This is a genomic window from Helicobacter magdeburgensis, assembly GCF_000765825.2.
Classification (GTDB): domain Bacteria; phylum Campylobacterota; class Campylobacteria; order Campylobacterales; family Helicobacteraceae; genus Helicobacter_C; species Helicobacter_C magdeburgensis.
In genome coordinates this window covers 1-15902 of sequence record NZ_JRPE02000011.1, presented here as the reverse complement: position 1 = coordinate 15902, position 15902 = coordinate 1, and the positions used below count along the sequence as shown (strand labels likewise).

The following is a 15902-nucleotide window of genomic DNA, read 5'->3' as shown; positions in this document are numbered from 1 at the left end:
CCTTATATGTAATAAAATCTTGGAATTTACAGAATCTTATTTATTTCACTTGCCACTTGCGTTTGGTCTTTATCCTGCCATTGTTTGCTTTGCATATATTGCAAAATTTTGAGTATAGAATCTGGCTTCATATAGCCGGGCAATTCAAAAATGACTTCCCCCTTAGGATTTAAAAAGATAAGCGTAGGTGTGGGACGCATAGGGGATTTGACATAAGATTCCATAAGGGCAGTGCTGCTTAACTCCTTTTTAGAATCTATGAAATTTAGGTTATGGATTTTAGTATAGCTGACATTAATGTAGTAGGGGATAAAATGGCTTTGTAAAAGGCTTTTAATCTCGCTATTTGCTTTTATATCATCTTTAATCTTATCGCAATACACGCAGTTATTTTTACCAAAGATTAAAAGCGTAACCTTATCTTCTTGTGTGGAGATGTTTTTTGTGTCTAAAAATACATCTTCTAGCCCCGCATAGCTTTGTTTATCAAGGCTTTCAGCGTGGTCTATGGCAGCAGCATTATTGCCTTGTGAGATTTTGACTTCATTATCATCATTGCAACCCAAAAGAGTGAATACACAAATGAATCCACAGAGTATAGAGAATCTAGTTTTTTTCATCACTCACTCCTTGTATAAGTTCAATAATGGTGTTAGCAAAGCTGACATCAGCATTAAAGCAATCACACACACGATAATCTTTTATCTCTAGATTCTGTGCGTGATTGGCATAGAGAATCTTAAGCTCATAATCTGTTTCGGAATTATCAAGCGTGAAAGAAAGCGGAAAGATAATAAGCTTTTCATTTTTAAAATGCGTAATAGCATCTCTTGTGCTAGGCTCTAGCCACTTCATTTTGCCGACTTTAGATTGATAGCTAAGGGCGATTTTTTTAAACATAATCCCTTGTTGTTGCAGGGCAGATTCTAGGGCAGCTTTGTTTTCTTCACATTGCTTTTGATAGGGATCGCCTTGTTCTATGCGAGATTGTGGCAGGGAATGGGCAGAGAGTAAAAGCACAAAATCCTTAGAATCTTCACCCTTTAGCGCTTGTTTGATTTTTTCCACAATACAGGCAATATATGAAGGGTGGGCGTGATAATGTGAGATTTCAAGGAGCTTTGGGCTAAAGTTTAAAGACTTTAAAGCAGCCTTAGCATCAAGCAAAGAAGAGTGAATCGTTGCGGTGCAAAACTGCGGATATAGACTAAAAAGCACCAAAGATTGTATATTTTGGCTTTTTAGCTCATCTAAAACGCCATAGGCAAAAGGCGGGGTGTAACGCATAGCAAAAGTATAAAGCCGTTTAGAATCTAGGGCATTTAGCGTTTTTACAAGATTTGCGGTGTGTTCTAGCAGGGGGGATTTACCGCCGATGGCTTGATAATTTTTTTTTGTATCTTCCAGGCGTTTGTGGGTAATGAAACTAGCCAACATTTTACGCCCAAAGTTGTTTTTAATACCTAAAATGAGCGGATCATTAAACATATTTTTTAAAAAACTCTCCACTTCAAATAGACTGCTCGGTGCGCCCATATTGAGTAATACAACAGCTTGAGATTTGATGAAATATCCTTTAGGTTAAAAATTTTTAGTGATAATAAACTATTAAAGTTAATCCAAGGAATTAAGGAGAGAATATGCAAGAGTTTGATTCTAGCATTTTGCAAGATACCTATATGAGCCTTATGCTTTATCATAAAATATTTGCGGCGTTTTTTGCCCTGCCTTTTGTGCTGAATCTTTTGGTGCTGTTTTTTGGCTCAAAGAATCTTGTGAGAATGAATAAAAAGATTTGGTTTATTGCTCCTATTATTTTCTTTTTGCTTTCTGTAAGCGTGTTAAGCGGTATAAACATTTGGGTATTTGGGAGTTTGAGCTTGAGCTTAGAAATTATTGCGATGATTACATTTTGTGTGTTTGTGCTTGTGGGGGAGATTTACCGCATACGCATTTTAAAAGTAGCAAGACGCACAAATTTAGAGGCAATGCAAAGCTATGTGAGATTCTGCAAAATGCTTTATATTCTAGATTTAGCCTTTTTTGCTGTGCTGTTTTATTTTGTGAGTTAGTGTATGCAGTTTTTATATCAGCAAAATGCTGGGGATTTTCAAGTAGAGATTATTAATGATGATTTTACCTATCTTATTAAGGCTCGGCGTTTTGGGGTGGATTCTGTTGTTAAAATGCGGAATCTAAAGGACAAAAAGCTTTATACCTATGCCATTACGGAGATTAAGAAAAAATCCGCCTTGCTAACAAAGATAAGTGAGCAGGATTCGCAAAATAGCCATTCTAGCCCCCTGCATTTGCTGTGGGCGATTATTGACCCAAAGGTGATAGAAAAAACCCTGCCTTTTTTAAACGAGCTTGGAATCCCCCGCATTAGCTTTTTTTATGCGGAATTTTCACAACGGCAATTTAGCCTTAACTTGCAGAGAATGCAAAAGATTCTTATCTCTTCATCTCAACAATGTGGCAGGATAGATTTAATGGAATTAGAAGTGCTAAAAGACTTTGATTGTGTGTGTGAGCGATACGCACCTTTTTATGCTTTTGATTTTGGCGGAATGGACGTAAGGGAGCATAATCCTTTTAAGCAAGATTCTAAGAGTTTAGAAAATGCAAGTGTGCGTGTAATGGTGGGGGCTGAAGGGGGCTTTAGCCAAAGGGAAAGGCAGAGATTTGCAAAAATCATAACTTTAAATGATACACTTATTCTGCGAAGTGAAAGTGCAAGTGTGTTTTTAGCAAGTTTAGCTAGACTTCATTAAACCTTAACACACGCAGAATCTCAAATATAAAGCAAAGGGCAGGGAATGAAAATAGGCATTATCGGGCTTGGGCTAATGGGTGGCTCTATGGGATTAGCATTAAAGAAAGTAGAGCAGATTCAAAATAAGCATATCACACGCATTATTGGCTATGATAAAAACCCCTTGCATTCGCAACAAGCGTTGAATCTTGGGCTTGTTGATGAGTGTGTGGAACTCAAAGAGATTTGGCAATGTGATGTGGTGTTTTTATGTGTGCCTGTTGATGGGATTATAAGCTTAATGGCGGATCTAAAAGAGGGAGAGCTAAACCCAAAGACTACGCTTATTGATGTAGGTGGAGCAAAGGTAAAGATATTGCAGTCTCTGCCACAATGGCTTAGGATTCACTTTGTGGGCGCACACCCTATGTGTGGGACGGAGTTTTTTGGACCAAAGGCAGCATTTGGCGAGTTGTATGAAAATGCTATTGTGATTTTGACAGATTTAGAGCAAAGTGGGGCGTATCAAGCGGAATTAGCAAAAGATATTTTCATTGCCCTTGGAATGAAGATTCTAAAAATGGATTCAAAATCCCACGATAAGCATATCGCCCTTATCTCGCATATGCCCCACATTATAAGCTATGCTTTGGCAAATGCCACACTCGCACAAGAAAATCCCCAAACCATTCTCGCTCTTGTTGGCGGGGGCTTTCGCTCAATGAGTAGAATCTCTAAAAGCTCTCCATTGATGTGGAAAGATGTCTTTAAGCAAAACAAACATAATGTGCTTGAAGCTATGGCACACTTTCAAGCGGAGTTTGATAAAGCACGAGTGTTGTTAGAAAATGATGATTTTGATGGATTAGAATCTTTTATGGCAAATGCCAATACTTTGCAGAAATTTTTGTGATTTATCGCTCATTGTGGGCTTGTTAGGATTTTTTACTATAATCACGCTTTTATTTAGGAAAAGGAATATATGAAAAAATTTTGGTGTATTATTGCTCTTTTATTATGTAATGTTGCCCTTTCAAAGGAAATTAGTGAAATTAGATATGAGGGCTTAAGCTCAATCTCAAGTGTGCTTGCCGATGAGATTACAGGCATTAAAGTTGGCGATACTTTGAGTGTGGATAAGGTAGATAAAGCTGTGCGGAATCTCTACGCACAGGGGTATTTTGAAGATATTTATGCGGACTTTGAGCGTGGGGTGCTAAGTTTTTATTTTAAGCAAAAGCCAAAAGTGGCGAGTGTGGAGATTAAGGGCTATGGGAGTGAGCAGGAAAAAGAGACTTTATACTCACAGCTTGGTATCAAAAAGGGCGATAGCTATGATGAGACAAAGCTCAATCGTGCAAAGCTTGTGATAAAAACGATTTTAGAATATCAGGGCTATTATGGCACGGTGGTAGAATCTGAAATAAAAGAAGTGGGCAATGATGGGGCGTATGCGATTACCTTTAATGTCAATCAAGGGGAAAATATCATTATCAAAAACGCCACTTATGATGGGCGAGAGAAGCTCAAAGTCAAAGATTTAGAAGAGCTTAGTGCCAATAGGGCAAGGCAGTTTATGGGCTGGATGTGGGGAAGAAATGACGGGAAGCTTAAACTTGCTGATTTAGAATATGATGGTGCTAGGGTGCAAGATGCGTATATGCGTAAGGGCTATTTAGATGCGAGTGTGTCTCAAGCCTTTGTAGATGCAAACTTTAGCGATTATAGTGCGAATTTGTATTACAAGATAAAAGAAGGGGAGCGGTATAAGGTTTCTGGGATTAAAATCATTCTGCACGTGCCTGTGATTGAAGAATCCGAGCTAAGAAAAGGGCTTAAGATTAAGAAGGGCGAGTATTTCAATATAGAAGATGTTCGGGCTGATGTAGAGACTATCCGCCAGAAAATTGCGGATTTAGGCTATGCCTTTACGCGTGTAAGTCCAGATTTGGATAAAGATCAAGATAATGCAGAAGTTAAAGTTGTGTATCTTATACAAGTGGGGCAGAAGGTTAAGATTCACGATGTCATTATCTCTGGCAACTCTCGCACCGCAGATAGAATCATACGCCGAGAGTTGCTTTTAGCCCCGGGCGATACCTACAAGCTTACAGATTTAAGAGAATCTGAAAATGCACTCAAAAGGCTTGGGTATTTTGGTAAGGTAAAGATTGAAGAGCGGCGTGTGAGCGAAGATTCTATGGATTTGCTTGTAGATGTGGAGGAAACTCGCACAGGTGAGCTGATGTTTGGTCTAGGCTATGGGAGCTATGATAAGCTTATGGTGAATGCTTCTATTAGAGAGAGAAATCTCTTTGGCACGGGGCAAAGTGGGCAACTCTATGCGGATTGGAGCTATCGCCGCCAACTTGTGAATCTTACTTTAAGCAATCCGCGTGTGCTAGATTCTAAATATAGTGCATCTTTGAGTGGGTTTCACTCGCTGTATTGGAATTGGGATTATAGGGAGCAAACAACGGGAGCTTCTATCACAGCTGGGCGATTGCTGACAAATACGCTTCGTGCTTCTTTGGGCTATACGATTTCTACCACACGCGTTTTGGACTTTTATGATTCAAAGCTAGAGGGGCTGTATAAACAATATTTAACAATGGACAATCCGCTTAAATCAGCCATTAGCCCGAGCTTGTATTTTGACAATACTGATGACTACTATTTCCCTAAAAATGGTGCGATTATCTCGGCGTATGTGGAATATGCCGGACTTGGCGGAGATGAAAAATATACCAAGCTTTATGGAAAAATGGCATTGTATTATCATCTTAAATCACTTTTTGGAGTTGATCTAATTGCTCGGTATAAAACCCAAGTGGGAGCGATTTTTGAGCAAGGCTATGTGCCGATTACTTCAAAATTCTATATGGGGGGCATTTCAAGCGTGAGAGGGTATCAAATAAGCTCTCTTACCCCGCGAGATCCATCGGGTCAGATTCGTATCGGGGGGAATTATATGATGACGCATTCTGCGGAGCTTAGCTATGGAATCTTGGAAAAAGCACAAATGCGTTTAGCACTTTTTGCGGATTATGGTATGATAGGCGTGAGTAGTTTTAATGAGACAACCCGTGCTTCGTGGGGACTTGCGGTTGAGTGGATAAGCCCTATGGGTCCTATTGTGCTTGTATTCCCACGCCCTATCAATCCACAGCCCGGAGATAGGACTTCAACCTTTGAATTTACGATGGGGACGAGATTCTAAGATTTTAATTTTACAAGAAAGGATAGCAAATGACAGCTCAAGCGGCAAACACAGATACGCAAAGCACAATAAAACGCGTGAGTAATAGTGAGATCTTAGATCTTATCCGCTATGGGGATTTGCGAGAGCTAGGAGTGATGGCAAGTGCGATTAAGGCTAGGCTTCACCCAAGCAAGACTACAACTTTTGTTGTTGATAGAAATATTAATTACACTAATATTTGCTGGGTGGATTGTAAGTTTTGTGCGTTTAAGCGGAGACTGGGCGAAGAGGGCGTGTATATTTTGAGCTTTGAAGAGATTGATAAGAAAATTGATGAGCTTTTGGAGATTGGCGGGACGCAGATTCTATTCCAAGGGGGTGTGCATCCTAAGCTTAAGATTGAGTATTATGAAGAGCTTGTGGGGCATATTGCTAAAAAATATCCTATGATTACCATTCACGGCTTTTCTGCTATTGAGATAAATTATATTGCTAAAATCTCTAAGCTTTCTATCCCTGAAGTGTTAAAAAGACTACAAAATGCTGGACTTAGCTCTATTCCGGGGGCAGGGGCTGAGATTCTAAGTGATAGAGTGCGAGATATTATCGCTCCTAAAAAGCTTGATACAAAAGAATGGCTTGAAGTGCATAGAGAAGCACATAAAATTGGTATGAAAAGCACGGCTACGATGATGTTTGGTAGCGTGGAAGATGATGAAGATATTGTAGCCCATTGGGATTGTATCCGCTCTTTGCAAGATGAGTTTCAAGGCTTTAGGGCGTTTATTATGTGGAGCTTTCAGCCTAATAATACGCCCTTGCAAAAGGAGTTTCCAAACCTGCAAAAGGCTTCATCAAACCGCTATTTGCGACTTTTAGCGTGTAGCAGAATCTACCTTGATAATTTTATGAATATCCAAAGTAGCTGGGTTACGCAAGGTTCACATATCGGGCAGTTAGCTTTGCTCTTTGGGGCAAATGATTTAGGTAGCACAATGATGGAAGAAAATGTCGTATCTTCCGCTGGTGTGTGTAACTCTATAAACGCACAAGAGATGATAGCTTTGATTAAAGATGTAGGCGAAAATCCTGCTAAACGCAACACGGCTTATGAGATTTTGGAGCGGTATTGATGCTTAGAGCAATGCAAATAATACCAAAGCTAGAATCAATGCTTAGATTCAATAATCGTGGGTTATTCTCACAGCTTTTTTGTATATTATTTTTTATGGCTTTAGTAGGAGGCAATATGAGCGCAGAGACAAAAATACAAAGCGTAGAGATAAATGGCGTGGCAGTGCCATTACTTTTTGAGCAAAGTAAGAATCTGCCTGTGGGGAGTGTGCAGCTTGTGTTTATCGGTGGCAGTGCCGATGGAGCTAAGGCTGGGCTAGGGAATTTGAGTGCTAAGATTTTAAATGAAGGCACAAAAGATTTAGGCAGTGTGGAGTTTGCCAAAAGACTAGAGAGCAAAGCCATTAGTCTATATGCGAGTGTGGGATTGCAGACTTTGAATCTTGAGCTTTCTTATTTGAAAGAGTTTCAAAATGAGAGTTTTACGCTACTTAATGAGCTTTTAAAACAGCCAAATCTCACACAAGAAGCCCTATCTAAAGTTAAAACGCTAACCCTTAATAAACTAGCCCAACAAGAAGATGATTTTGATAGCATTGCTGAAAAGAATCTCTATAAGATTCTATTCAAAGGCACAGCTATGGCAATCCCACTGCTTGGGGATAAGCAAAGTGTGGAATCTGTAAGTTTGCAAGATGTGGAGCAGTTTTTACAACGCAATCTCGTGTTAAAAAGGCTTATTATCGTGGCTGGTGGGGATTTACAAGAGAATGAGTTTAAGGCTACTTTGATAAAAGCTCTAAGCACTCTGCCTGTGGGAGAATCTAAGGAGAAACTATCATTTGAAGCCATTCAAAAGCCTGATAGCATAAGTGTCAAAAAGCCCACGCAACAGGCATTTGTGTATTTTGGCTCACGCTTTACTAATACAGATAAGAGCAAGAACTATATGGCAAGGGTTATGAGCTTTATCCTAGGTGGTAGTGGCTTTGGCTCGCGTATGATGGAGGAAGTGCGTGTGAAGCGGGGCTTAGCCTACTCGGCGTATATGCGTGTGAATGTCGGCGGTGCAGCGGAATATACAAGCGGCTATCTGCAAACAAAGCTTGAGAATAAAGATGAAGCAATAAAAGTTGTCAAAGAAGTGATAAAAGAGTTTGTAGAAAATGGCGTGAGTGAGGAGGAGCTAAATGCGGCTAAGGCGTTTCTGCTAGGGAGTGAGCCATTGCGTGAAGAGAGCTTATCGCAACGCTTAAATGCGAAGTTTTTAAACTACTTTAGGGATTTGCCTTTGGATAATCACAAGCGAGAGCTGGAGCAGATTAAGGAGCTAAAGCTAGAAGAGCTAAATGCCTATATCAAGTCGCATAAAGAGATTTTAGAGCTTAGTTTTAGCGTAGTGGAGTAGAATCTGCCTTTGTCTGTTTTGTTACTCCAAGATTTCATATTAGCGTAGTTGTGGCAAACTATAAGAAAAGTGGCGGTAGCCTTACGCTTAAGGCACGTCCTTAAGCTGATTAAAATAAAATCGCGTGAAACGCAAACCTATAAAGCGTTATCGGGGGGGGGGTTTTTAAGGGGGAGGGGGGGTTTTGCAATTCAAACCCCCCCCCCTTAAAGAAAAAAGTCTGTTTTTGTCTTATTAGCAAAATAAGTTTGTGAATGACACAATAGAGTATGTAGGACTATGATTGTGTATGTGAATCTTGGATTATCTCAATAGCCTTAATCACGCGTAAGATATGTCCTTCATCGCATTTAGATTTTACGCTTTGAGATTGCCTAAGATTATCGCTAAGAATGAGTGAAGCAAAGTAGGCAATGGAATTATCAAGTGCCATTGTGTTTGGCAGAGTGGGCGTTAGCTGTTCTCCTAGCTTGTATTCTACCATTTTTTGATACAGACTATTTGTATCAAAAGTATCCTTAATCACAACGCCCGTGTCAAAAAGGGCGATTTTATCTTTCTTTGTCTCATCATAAATGGCTGTTTTTTTACTCCCTCCAATAATCATCTCACGCACTTTAATGGGGCTTAGCCACGATACACTAAGGGTTATGATAATGTCAGATTCTAATCGTAGATTGATATTAGCCAGAGCGTCATTAGGATAGTCTAAATAGCGTGTCTTAAAGGTAGAAACCTCCTTGATATGTAGCCCCACAAGGTAATCAATAATACTTAAATCGTGGATAGCTAAATCCCAAATCACATCTACATTGCTTTGAAATAGCCCTAGATTTATCCGCCTTGCGTTGATATAGACAATCTCGCCAAAGCTTTTTATCTGCTCTTTGAGATACTGCACCGCTGGGGAATGCAGGAAAATATGATCGCAATAAAGAATCTTATTTTGCTTTTTAGCTAGGGCATAAAGCTGTTGTGCTTGTGTGTATTGTGTGGTTAGGGGCTTTTCTACAAAGGTGTGTTTGTGATGTTTTAACGCAGATTCTGCTAGGGCAAAGTGCGTTTGTGGCGGAGTGATGATAAAAATAGCTTGAATCTTAGAATCTGCTAAAATCGCCTCATAGCTGACATAGGGCACAATCTCATAATCTTCTTTTGCTTTTGCCTGTGCGGCTTTATCTTCATCATAAATGGTATGCAGGGCAAACTCTGTGCTATTATGCAAAGCCCTAGCGACATTCCGCCCCCAATATCCATAGCCAATAACCGCACATCGCATTGGCATTTGTGCTAATCCTTTGCTTTAGATTCTGTGCTGGATTTAGAATCTTTAGTGTTTTCTTCACGCATTTGCTTCATTTCAGCTATGCTCTCTACCACAACACCTACAACGAGATTTAGCACGATAAAGCTCACAATGCAAATAAAGCTCACAAACACCGCCCACGCCCAAGGATACACTTCCATAATAGGACGCACAATCCCCATAGACCAAGATTCTAAAGTCATAATTTGAAAGAGCGTATAAAAGCTATCGCCTAAATCCCCAAACCACTGCGGGAACGCCTCGCCAAAGAGATTGACACACAGCACCCCATAGATGTAGTAAAAGATGATTAAAAGCACCATTATGCTTATCATTGAGGGGATTGTGTGAAGCATTGCCGCAGAAACTAAACGCATAGTGGGAATGACGGAAAGCAAACGGAAGATTCTAATTACCCTAAATGCCCTAAGCACCGCTAGTCCGCCAACAGCAAAGAGACTTACTGCTACGATGATAAAATCAAACCAATTCCAGCCCCAATCCTTGCCGATAAAAAACTTTAGCCTAAAAGCTAAAATCCGCAATCCCAACTCCACAATAAAAATCCCAAGGCATATATAATCAATAATGCTAAGAATCTCGCCAAAATGCTTATGAATAAACTTAATCGTCTCTAGTCCCAAACACGCGGAGTTAATAAGAATCACACTTGTGATAAACACACTCCAAGAAGTAGATTCTAAAAATTTTTGAAGTTTGCGTATAAAGCTAGAGAACATTTTTGTCCTTTTGAGATTTTGGGATAATGTTAAAAGTCGCAATTATAAAGAAAATGATTAAATGTAGCTTAAAATGCAACTTAGGATTCTTGATGAATCCTAAGTTGCTAAGATGATTATATTTTAATCTTGTATATCAAGAATCTCAACATAAATATGAGAATTATCATCTGTTATTCGTGCAGTGTAATGAACTTATCACTCCCTTTATAGTTGTTTGGGCATAGAAGATTTAGCTATACGCCTAGAATCATAAGCTGTTGGTTGATTTTATTGAGATTATCTTTTTTGATTCCTTGCCATACAAAATATAAATCTGCCAATGCCCAAAAAATGCCGATAACAATAAAAATGGATAGGAACTTTAAGATACCAAGTCCAATATCGCCTTTGTAGAATCTATCTACACTAAGAGCACCAAAGAAAAGCCCCAAAATAAGCCCGATTATAGGGTCTTTGAGCGGTATAAAGCTAAGGACTTGAATCTTATCTTCAGGGATTTTTTCTAATCTCCCTTGAAGCATAAAGGCTGCCTCACTTGGAATCTTATTGCTCCACGCACTTGTAATCATAATCAAAGCGGAATTATTCATCGTGTAATGTCCTTTGTGTGATGTGGTTTAAGAAAATGAAAGCTGGGATTGTAGCAAGTGTTTTTAAATGTGGAATATGCTAAAATCGGCGTTTTTCATAGGCTTATCTTTAAGATGTGGGGAGCAAAAGTGAAGAGTATAGAATCTAATTTTTTACAATCAAGCGTTATTTTTACAGAAAAATGCAAACGCAATCTTCAAGCACATTTAGCCAAACGCAAGAGCGTGATTGACTTTGAGACTTTGGGCAGGACATTAGCATACAGCCCTTTTCTGCCAAGATTTGAGCGGGAATTTTTCGCTCGTGCAAGGGCAAATCCGCCTAAAAATGCTATAAGGTTTGAGATTCAAGGCAATTTTGATGAGGTTGGGTTTTTGGAAATGGCAAGTGAGACGGAGCAAAATAGCATTAAAAATGGTAAGCAAAATGGGGGCAATGAGATGTTTTTGCTTGATTTAAGAATGCAATATATGCCTTGTGTGAGTGGGGATTGTGTAGATTCTAAAGTGGATTTTAGCACTTTGGGTATGGCATTAGAATCTATCTCTTTGCTCCGCCGTCATAGCACTCTGCCTATTATCCACGCGGATTTGTTTGTAGATTCGTATCAGATTCTGGAATCGGCGTTGTTTGGGGCGGATAGTCTGCTTATCCCTTGTGGGTTGCATTCGGCTAAGACTTTAAGTGAGTTGTTGCAATTTGCTAGGCGGTTAAATTTAGAGCCTTTTGTTGAAGTGTGTGATAAAGATGAGCTAAAAAGGGCGATTTTTAGTGGAGCAAGTATGTTATTTATACATAAAGATTCTTTTGAGGCACTTTTATCACTTGTGCCAAATTCCCAAATCATTGCTACAAATCACCACAATGATTACGGCGTAGATGTGCAGATTTTTGATAGCGGGGCGGATTTTAGCTCTTTTTAAAGAATATTCAGTTAAAAGGCTAAGCTTTTTATCTGTAAAAATAGTTTTGGAGCGGTAAGATGGCTTTAATGATAAATAATGAATGTATTGCTTGTGATGCGTGTGCTGAAGAATGTCCAAATGGAGCGATTGAAGAGGGCGATCCCATTTATAGCATAGACCCTGATGTATGCACAGAATGCGTGGGAAGCTATGATGAGCCAAGTTGCTTGTCTGTTTGCCCCGTTGATGCGATTGTGCCAGATCTTGATAATATGGAGACGATGGAGGAGCTACGATATAAGTTTGAAACCCTACAAAAAGGGGAATAATGGCAAAAATTACCTCCGTTATAGATATTGGCTCAAACTCTGTGCGTATGGCGATTTTTCGTAAGACTTCGCGTTTTGCTTTTCATCTTATTTATGAGATTAAGTCTAAGGTGAGAATTTCAGAGGGCTGCTATGAATCTGGGGGTGTTTTGGGTGAAGTGCCGATGAATAGGGCGGTGTCAGCACTGAAGGAGTTTGCTCAAATTTCAAAAGCACACAAGGCAAGGAAGGTGTTTTGCGTAGCGACTTCTGCCTTGCGTGATGCACCTAACTCAAAGATATTTGTAGATAGGGTAAAAAAAGAATGTGGCTTGTCTGTAAAAGTCATTGATGGGAAGAAGGAAGCCCTGTATGGTGGTATAGCCTGTGCTAATCTTTTGCATTATAAAGATGGTATAACAATGGACATAGGCGGTGGAAGCACGGAGTGTGCGTTTATTAGAGATGGTAAAATTATAGATTTAGTCTCACTTGATATTGGCACGATTCGGCTAAAAGAGCTGTTTTTTGATAAGAAAAATAATATTGAAGGGGCAAGGAGATTTATCCAAGAGCAGTTAAAAAGTGTGCCATCGCATTTTCAACATAATCGCATTTTTGGCGTTGGTGGGACGATACGCGCTTTGTCAAAGATGATTATGAAATATAAGAAATATCCTATTGCCGAGCTTCACGGCTATGAAGTAGATGTCGCACAGAATCTTAAGTTTTTTGAAAAAATCTCTCAAGCAAGTGAAGATAAACTGGAATCTATGGGAGTGCCACAAGATAGGATTGATAATATCCGCAGTGGTTGCCTTATTTTGCAAATGTTTTTGGCTCACTTTGGGGCAAAGCAGATTGTTACAAGCGGTGTTGGGGTGCGTGAGGGCGTGTATTTGAGCGATTTATTACGCGGACATAAAAATACTTTCCCAAAAGCTTTTAATCCTTCTATCAGTGCGATTGAAGATAGATTTATGCTGGATAAGACTTATGCAGAGATGACAAGAAGAGAATCTTTAAAGATTTTTGATGCCCTATTCCCCCTGCATAAGCTTGATGAGCAATGTAAGAAGCTTTTAAATATCGCGTCATACTTATCAAGTGTTGGGCGGATTTTAAATTTTTATAATGCTGAACTGCACGGCTCATATATGCTGCTTAATGCCTTGGAGTATGGGTTTTCACACACAGAGCGTTTAAGTATCTGTTTGCTTGTAGAATATAGTGGTAAGAAAATCCCACAAGATGGGAGTATAGAACATATCAGCGATTTTATGCCTAAGCTTTTAAGTTTGCAATGGCTAAGCTTTATGTTAGCCTTAGCAGAAATGCTTTGCAGGAGTGAAGGGAATTTGCAGATACGCTATGAGTATGTGAAGTCTAAGATTCTAAGAATCTATACAAGCGCGGATTTGTATTTGGCTAGAGAGAATATAGCCAAGCTTCATAAGCCTGAACCTTTGCAGATTGAGTTTATCAAGGTGTGATGTGGGGCTTAGAGTAGCAATCATTCGGCTAAGCTCGCTAGGAGATGTGATTGTGGGGGCTTGTGTGTTGCCCTTTGTGCGAGAGAAACTACAAGAGAAGTTGGGGCAGGAAGTAGAGATTACTTGGATTGTGGATAATGTCTTTGCGGAAGTGTTGCAGGATAGTCCTTGTGTGGATAGGCTCGTTGTAATACCTTTAAAAAAAGGTGGAATAAGAGCGATTCCTAAGATTATTAATCGGCTAAAAGCTCTGTCTTATTATGATAAGGTTATAGATATGCAAGGGCTTATCAAGTCAGCTGTATGCGGGAGATTCCTTAAAAGTGGTGAGCTGTGGGGATTTGATAAAGATTCTATCAAAGAGAGGGCGGCAAGCTTGTTTTACAAGAAAAAAGTAAGGATTCCGTATGAAAATCATATTTTAGAGCGGAATTTTGTGCTTATGCGTGAGGCTTTGGGGCTTGATGATGTGAATCTAGAGCGTGTATATACAAGGAGAAAAGAGGCGTTTAGCCTAAATGATAAGGCAAAAGAGCAAGTGGTTACAATGATGCGAGAATGCGGGATTGATAGCAAAAAGCATTTGGTGCTACTTGTGCTTGAATCATCTTTAGAATCTAAAAGCTATCCGGTGGATTTATTTGTTGAAGTGATTACAATGCTTTTATCTCAATCGCAGATTCAAGTGCTTTTGCTGTGGTATAGCACGGATAAGGCACGAGAGATTAAAGCTTGTTTTGAAAGTAAAGATGTTGTGCTTTTACCGCGTTTAAGTATGAGTGAGATAAAGGCATTAATACAAAAAGTGAGTGTTGTAGTGGGTGGAGATACGGGCATTACGCATTTGGCGTGGGCTATGCAAAAACCTTCAGTAACACTTTATGGCAATACTCCTGCTTCGCGTTTTGCTCTTGTGGGGGAGCAAAATGTCTTTTTAAGTGGGAGTGAGAATCCACGCTATCAAAAGAATGATTTTTCTATTGCAAAGATTGCTCCTCGTGCGATTGTGGGAGAGATTGATACGATTTTGCAAAAACAGCATAGTTTGGCTTGTGAGAGGGATATATGAAGTTTTTTACAAAAATATTAAAAGCTATTGTGAGTTGTTTAGGCTTTTATCTTAGCAAGATTCCACATTGGTTTTTTGTATGGCATATTGTGGTGTTGGCGTTTATAATGAGAGCTGTGGATAGACGCAGGTATAAGGACGCAAAGGCGAATTTGGATTTTGTGTATGGGGAGCAGATGAGTGAAGTGGATAAAAAGACTTTGATTCAAACTTGCTATAAAAACTTTGCTTTCGTGCTGCTTGAGACGATACGAGTGCCTTTTATCCCGTTAGATAAGCATACAAAGCGATTTAGATTCATTGATGAAGAGTATATTTTACAGACTTTGGAAAAAGATAAGGGGGCGGTGCTGATTTCTGCGCATTATGGGTATTGGGAGGCTATGGCGAGTGTATTGCCACCGCGTTATCATTGGTGTAATATGGCGTCTTTGGGGCGTTTAACGCAGTTTAGCGCGATTAATGAGCTTATTATCCAGCGGCGTGAAATGCAAAATGTCAAGTTTATTGATAAAAAAGGTGCGTTTAAACATTTGCTCAAGCTTTATGGGGCAGAAAATGCCTTGGCTGGAATCTTGGTGGATCAAAATATATCTGCGAGTGAGGGTGTGTGGGTTGAGTTTTTTGGCAAAAAGGCAACGCATACGACCATTGCTTCAGTGCTCTCACGCCGTTTTAATGTAGGGATAGTGCCGGTGATGATAGAGATTAAAGAAAACTACAAATCTTTTGAGGCGAGATTCTATCCGCCTATTTATTGTAAAAAAAGTGAGGATAGCACACAGGATATTTTAGAGGCGACACAGGCACAGGCTGACGCGATTGAAAAGGCGATAAGGACTAAACCGCAGGATTGGTTTTGGTTTCATAAGCGTTTTAAATCAGCCTATCAGGAGATTTATACGCATTAGATTCTATTTTTGCCGTGCTTCATAGAATCTTTACTCACTTAAGCCCCCCTTAAGCTTTAAATCTGTATTATTTCACTCCCATTTGATTGAGCTTCTAGTCTCTTCTCTTAGGTTTTTATTTCTATATGATGTTTTTA

Annotated in this window: 16 protein-coding genes; 11 read left to right on the top strand and 5 right to left on the bottom strand. The window is 39.5% G+C overall.

Annotated features, from left to right (window positions below):
* Nucleotides 1-26: 26 nt before the first annotated feature.
* Together LS74_RS07790 and hemH are read right to left on the bottom strand one after the other, a co-directional pair.
* Nucleotides 27-620: a SoxW family protein gene (locus LS74_RS07790; protein WP_034584932.1), complete on the bottom strand. Its 594-nt coding sequence runs from the start codon at nt 618-620 to the stop codon at nt 27-29.
* Nucleotides 607-1566, bottom strand: coding sequence for a ferrochelatase (gene hemH, locus LS74_RS07785; protein WP_084584180.1), 960 nt, complete (start codon nt 1564-1566; stop codon nt 607-609). The genes LS74_RS07790 and hemH overlap by 14 nt, the downstream gene beginning before the upstream one ends.
* 74 nt (nt 1567-1640) lie before the next feature.
* Between hemH and LS74_RS07780 the strand changes: the two genes are divergently transcribed.
* The 6 genes from LS74_RS07780 to LS74_RS07755 all read left to right on the top strand — a co-directional run bounded on the left by LS74_RS07780 (nt 1641) and on the right by LS74_RS07755 (nt 8439).
* The gene (locus LS74_RS07780) at nt 1641-2072 is read left to right on the top strand and encodes a hypothetical protein (protein ID WP_034584927.1); all 432 of its coding nucleotides are present in this window, start codon (nt 1641-1643) and stop codon (nt 2070-2072) included.
* Nucleotides 2073-2075: 3 nt separating this feature from the next.
* Nucleotides 2076-2774, top strand: coding sequence for a 16S rRNA (uracil(1498)-N(3))-methyltransferase (locus tag LS74_RS07775; protein ID WP_138128999.1), 699 nt, complete (start codon nt 2076-2078; stop codon nt 2772-2774).
* Nucleotides 2775-2819: 45 nt separating this feature from the next.
* On the top strand, nt 2820-3668 hold the full coding sequence (locus LS74_RS07770; protein WP_034589475.1) for a prephenate dehydrogenase: 849 nt from the start codon (nt 2820-2822) through the stop codon (nt 3666-3668).
* 69 nt (nt 3669-3737) lie between these two features.
* Nucleotides 3738-5975, top strand: coding sequence for an outer membrane protein assembly factor BamA (bamA, locus tag LS74_RS07765; protein WP_138128997.1), 2238 nt, complete (start codon nt 3738-3740; stop codon nt 5973-5975).
* Between the two features lie 29 nt (nt 5976-6004).
* Nucleotides 6005-7090, top strand: coding sequence for a dehypoxanthine futalosine cyclase (locus LS74_RS07760; protein ID WP_138128995.1), 1086 nt, complete (start codon nt 6005-6007; stop codon nt 7088-7090).
* A gap of 116 nt (nt 7091-7206) precedes the next feature.
* A complete protein-coding gene (locus tag LS74_RS07755; protein ID WP_034589644.1) occupies nt 7207-8439 on the top strand; it encodes a M16 family metallopeptidase in 1233 nt (410 codons plus the stop codon).
* A gap of 277 nt (nt 8440-8716) precedes the next feature.
* Here LS74_RS07755 and LS74_RS07750 read toward each other — a convergent pair whose 3' ends face one another.
* The 3 genes from LS74_RS07750 to LS74_RS07740 form a co-directional block, all read right to left on the bottom strand.
* Nucleotides 8717-9724, bottom strand: a complete 1008-nt coding sequence (locus LS74_RS07750; protein WP_034588347.1) for a Gfo/Idh/MocA family protein — start codon at nt 9722-9724, stop codon at nt 8717-8719.
* 5 nt (nt 9725-9729) lie between these two features.
* Nucleotides 9730-10485 (bottom strand): ion transporter, encoded by a 756-nt coding sequence (locus LS74_RS07745; protein WP_084584305.1) that lies wholly within the window; start codon nt 10483-10485, stop codon nt 9730-9732.
* A 236-nt stretch (nt 10486-10721) separates the two neighbouring features.
* Nucleotides 10722-11078 carry a TM2 domain-containing protein gene (locus LS74_RS07740; protein ID WP_034588349.1) on the bottom strand — a complete coding sequence of 119 codons (357 nt, stop codon included), beginning with the start codon at nt 11076-11078 and terminating at the stop codon, nt 10722-10724.
* 57 nt (nt 11079-11135) lie between these two features.
* Between LS74_RS07740 and LS74_RS07735 the strand changes: the two genes are divergently transcribed.
* From LS74_RS07735 to LS74_RS07715, 5 genes are read left to right on the top strand one after another with little or no spacing between them, the layout of a single operon-like run.
* Nucleotides 11136-12002: a beta/alpha barrel domain-containing protein gene (locus LS74_RS07735; RefSeq protein WP_236096871.1), complete on the top strand. Its 867-nt coding sequence runs from the start codon at nt 11136-11138 to the stop codon at nt 12000-12002.
* A 59-nt stretch (nt 12003-12061) separates the two neighbouring features.
* The gene (locus tag LS74_RS07730) at nt 12062-12313 is read left to right on the top strand and encodes a YfhL family 4Fe-4S dicluster ferredoxin (RefSeq protein WP_034588351.1); all 252 of its coding nucleotides are present in this window, start codon (nt 12062-12064) and stop codon (nt 12311-12313) included.
* Nucleotides 12313-13785, top strand: a complete 1473-nt coding sequence (locus LS74_RS07725) for a Ppx/GppA phosphatase family protein (RefSeq protein ID WP_034588354.1) — start codon at nt 12313-12315, stop codon at nt 13783-13785. Before LS74_RS07730 ends, LS74_RS07725 begins: the two co-directional genes overlap by 1 nt.
* A 1-nt stretch (nt 13786) precedes the next feature.
* A complete protein-coding gene (waaC, locus tag LS74_RS07720) occupies nt 13787-14854 on the top strand; it encodes a lipopolysaccharide heptosyltransferase I (protein ID WP_201274718.1) in 1068 nt (355 codons plus the stop codon).
* Nucleotides 14851-15765 (top strand): lipid A biosynthesis lauroyl acyltransferase, encoded by a 915-nt coding sequence (locus LS74_RS07715; protein WP_084584307.1) that lies wholly within the window; start codon nt 14851-14853, stop codon nt 15763-15765. Before waaC ends, LS74_RS07715 begins: the two co-directional genes overlap by 4 nt.
* Nucleotides 15766-15902: the final 137 nt, after the last annotated feature.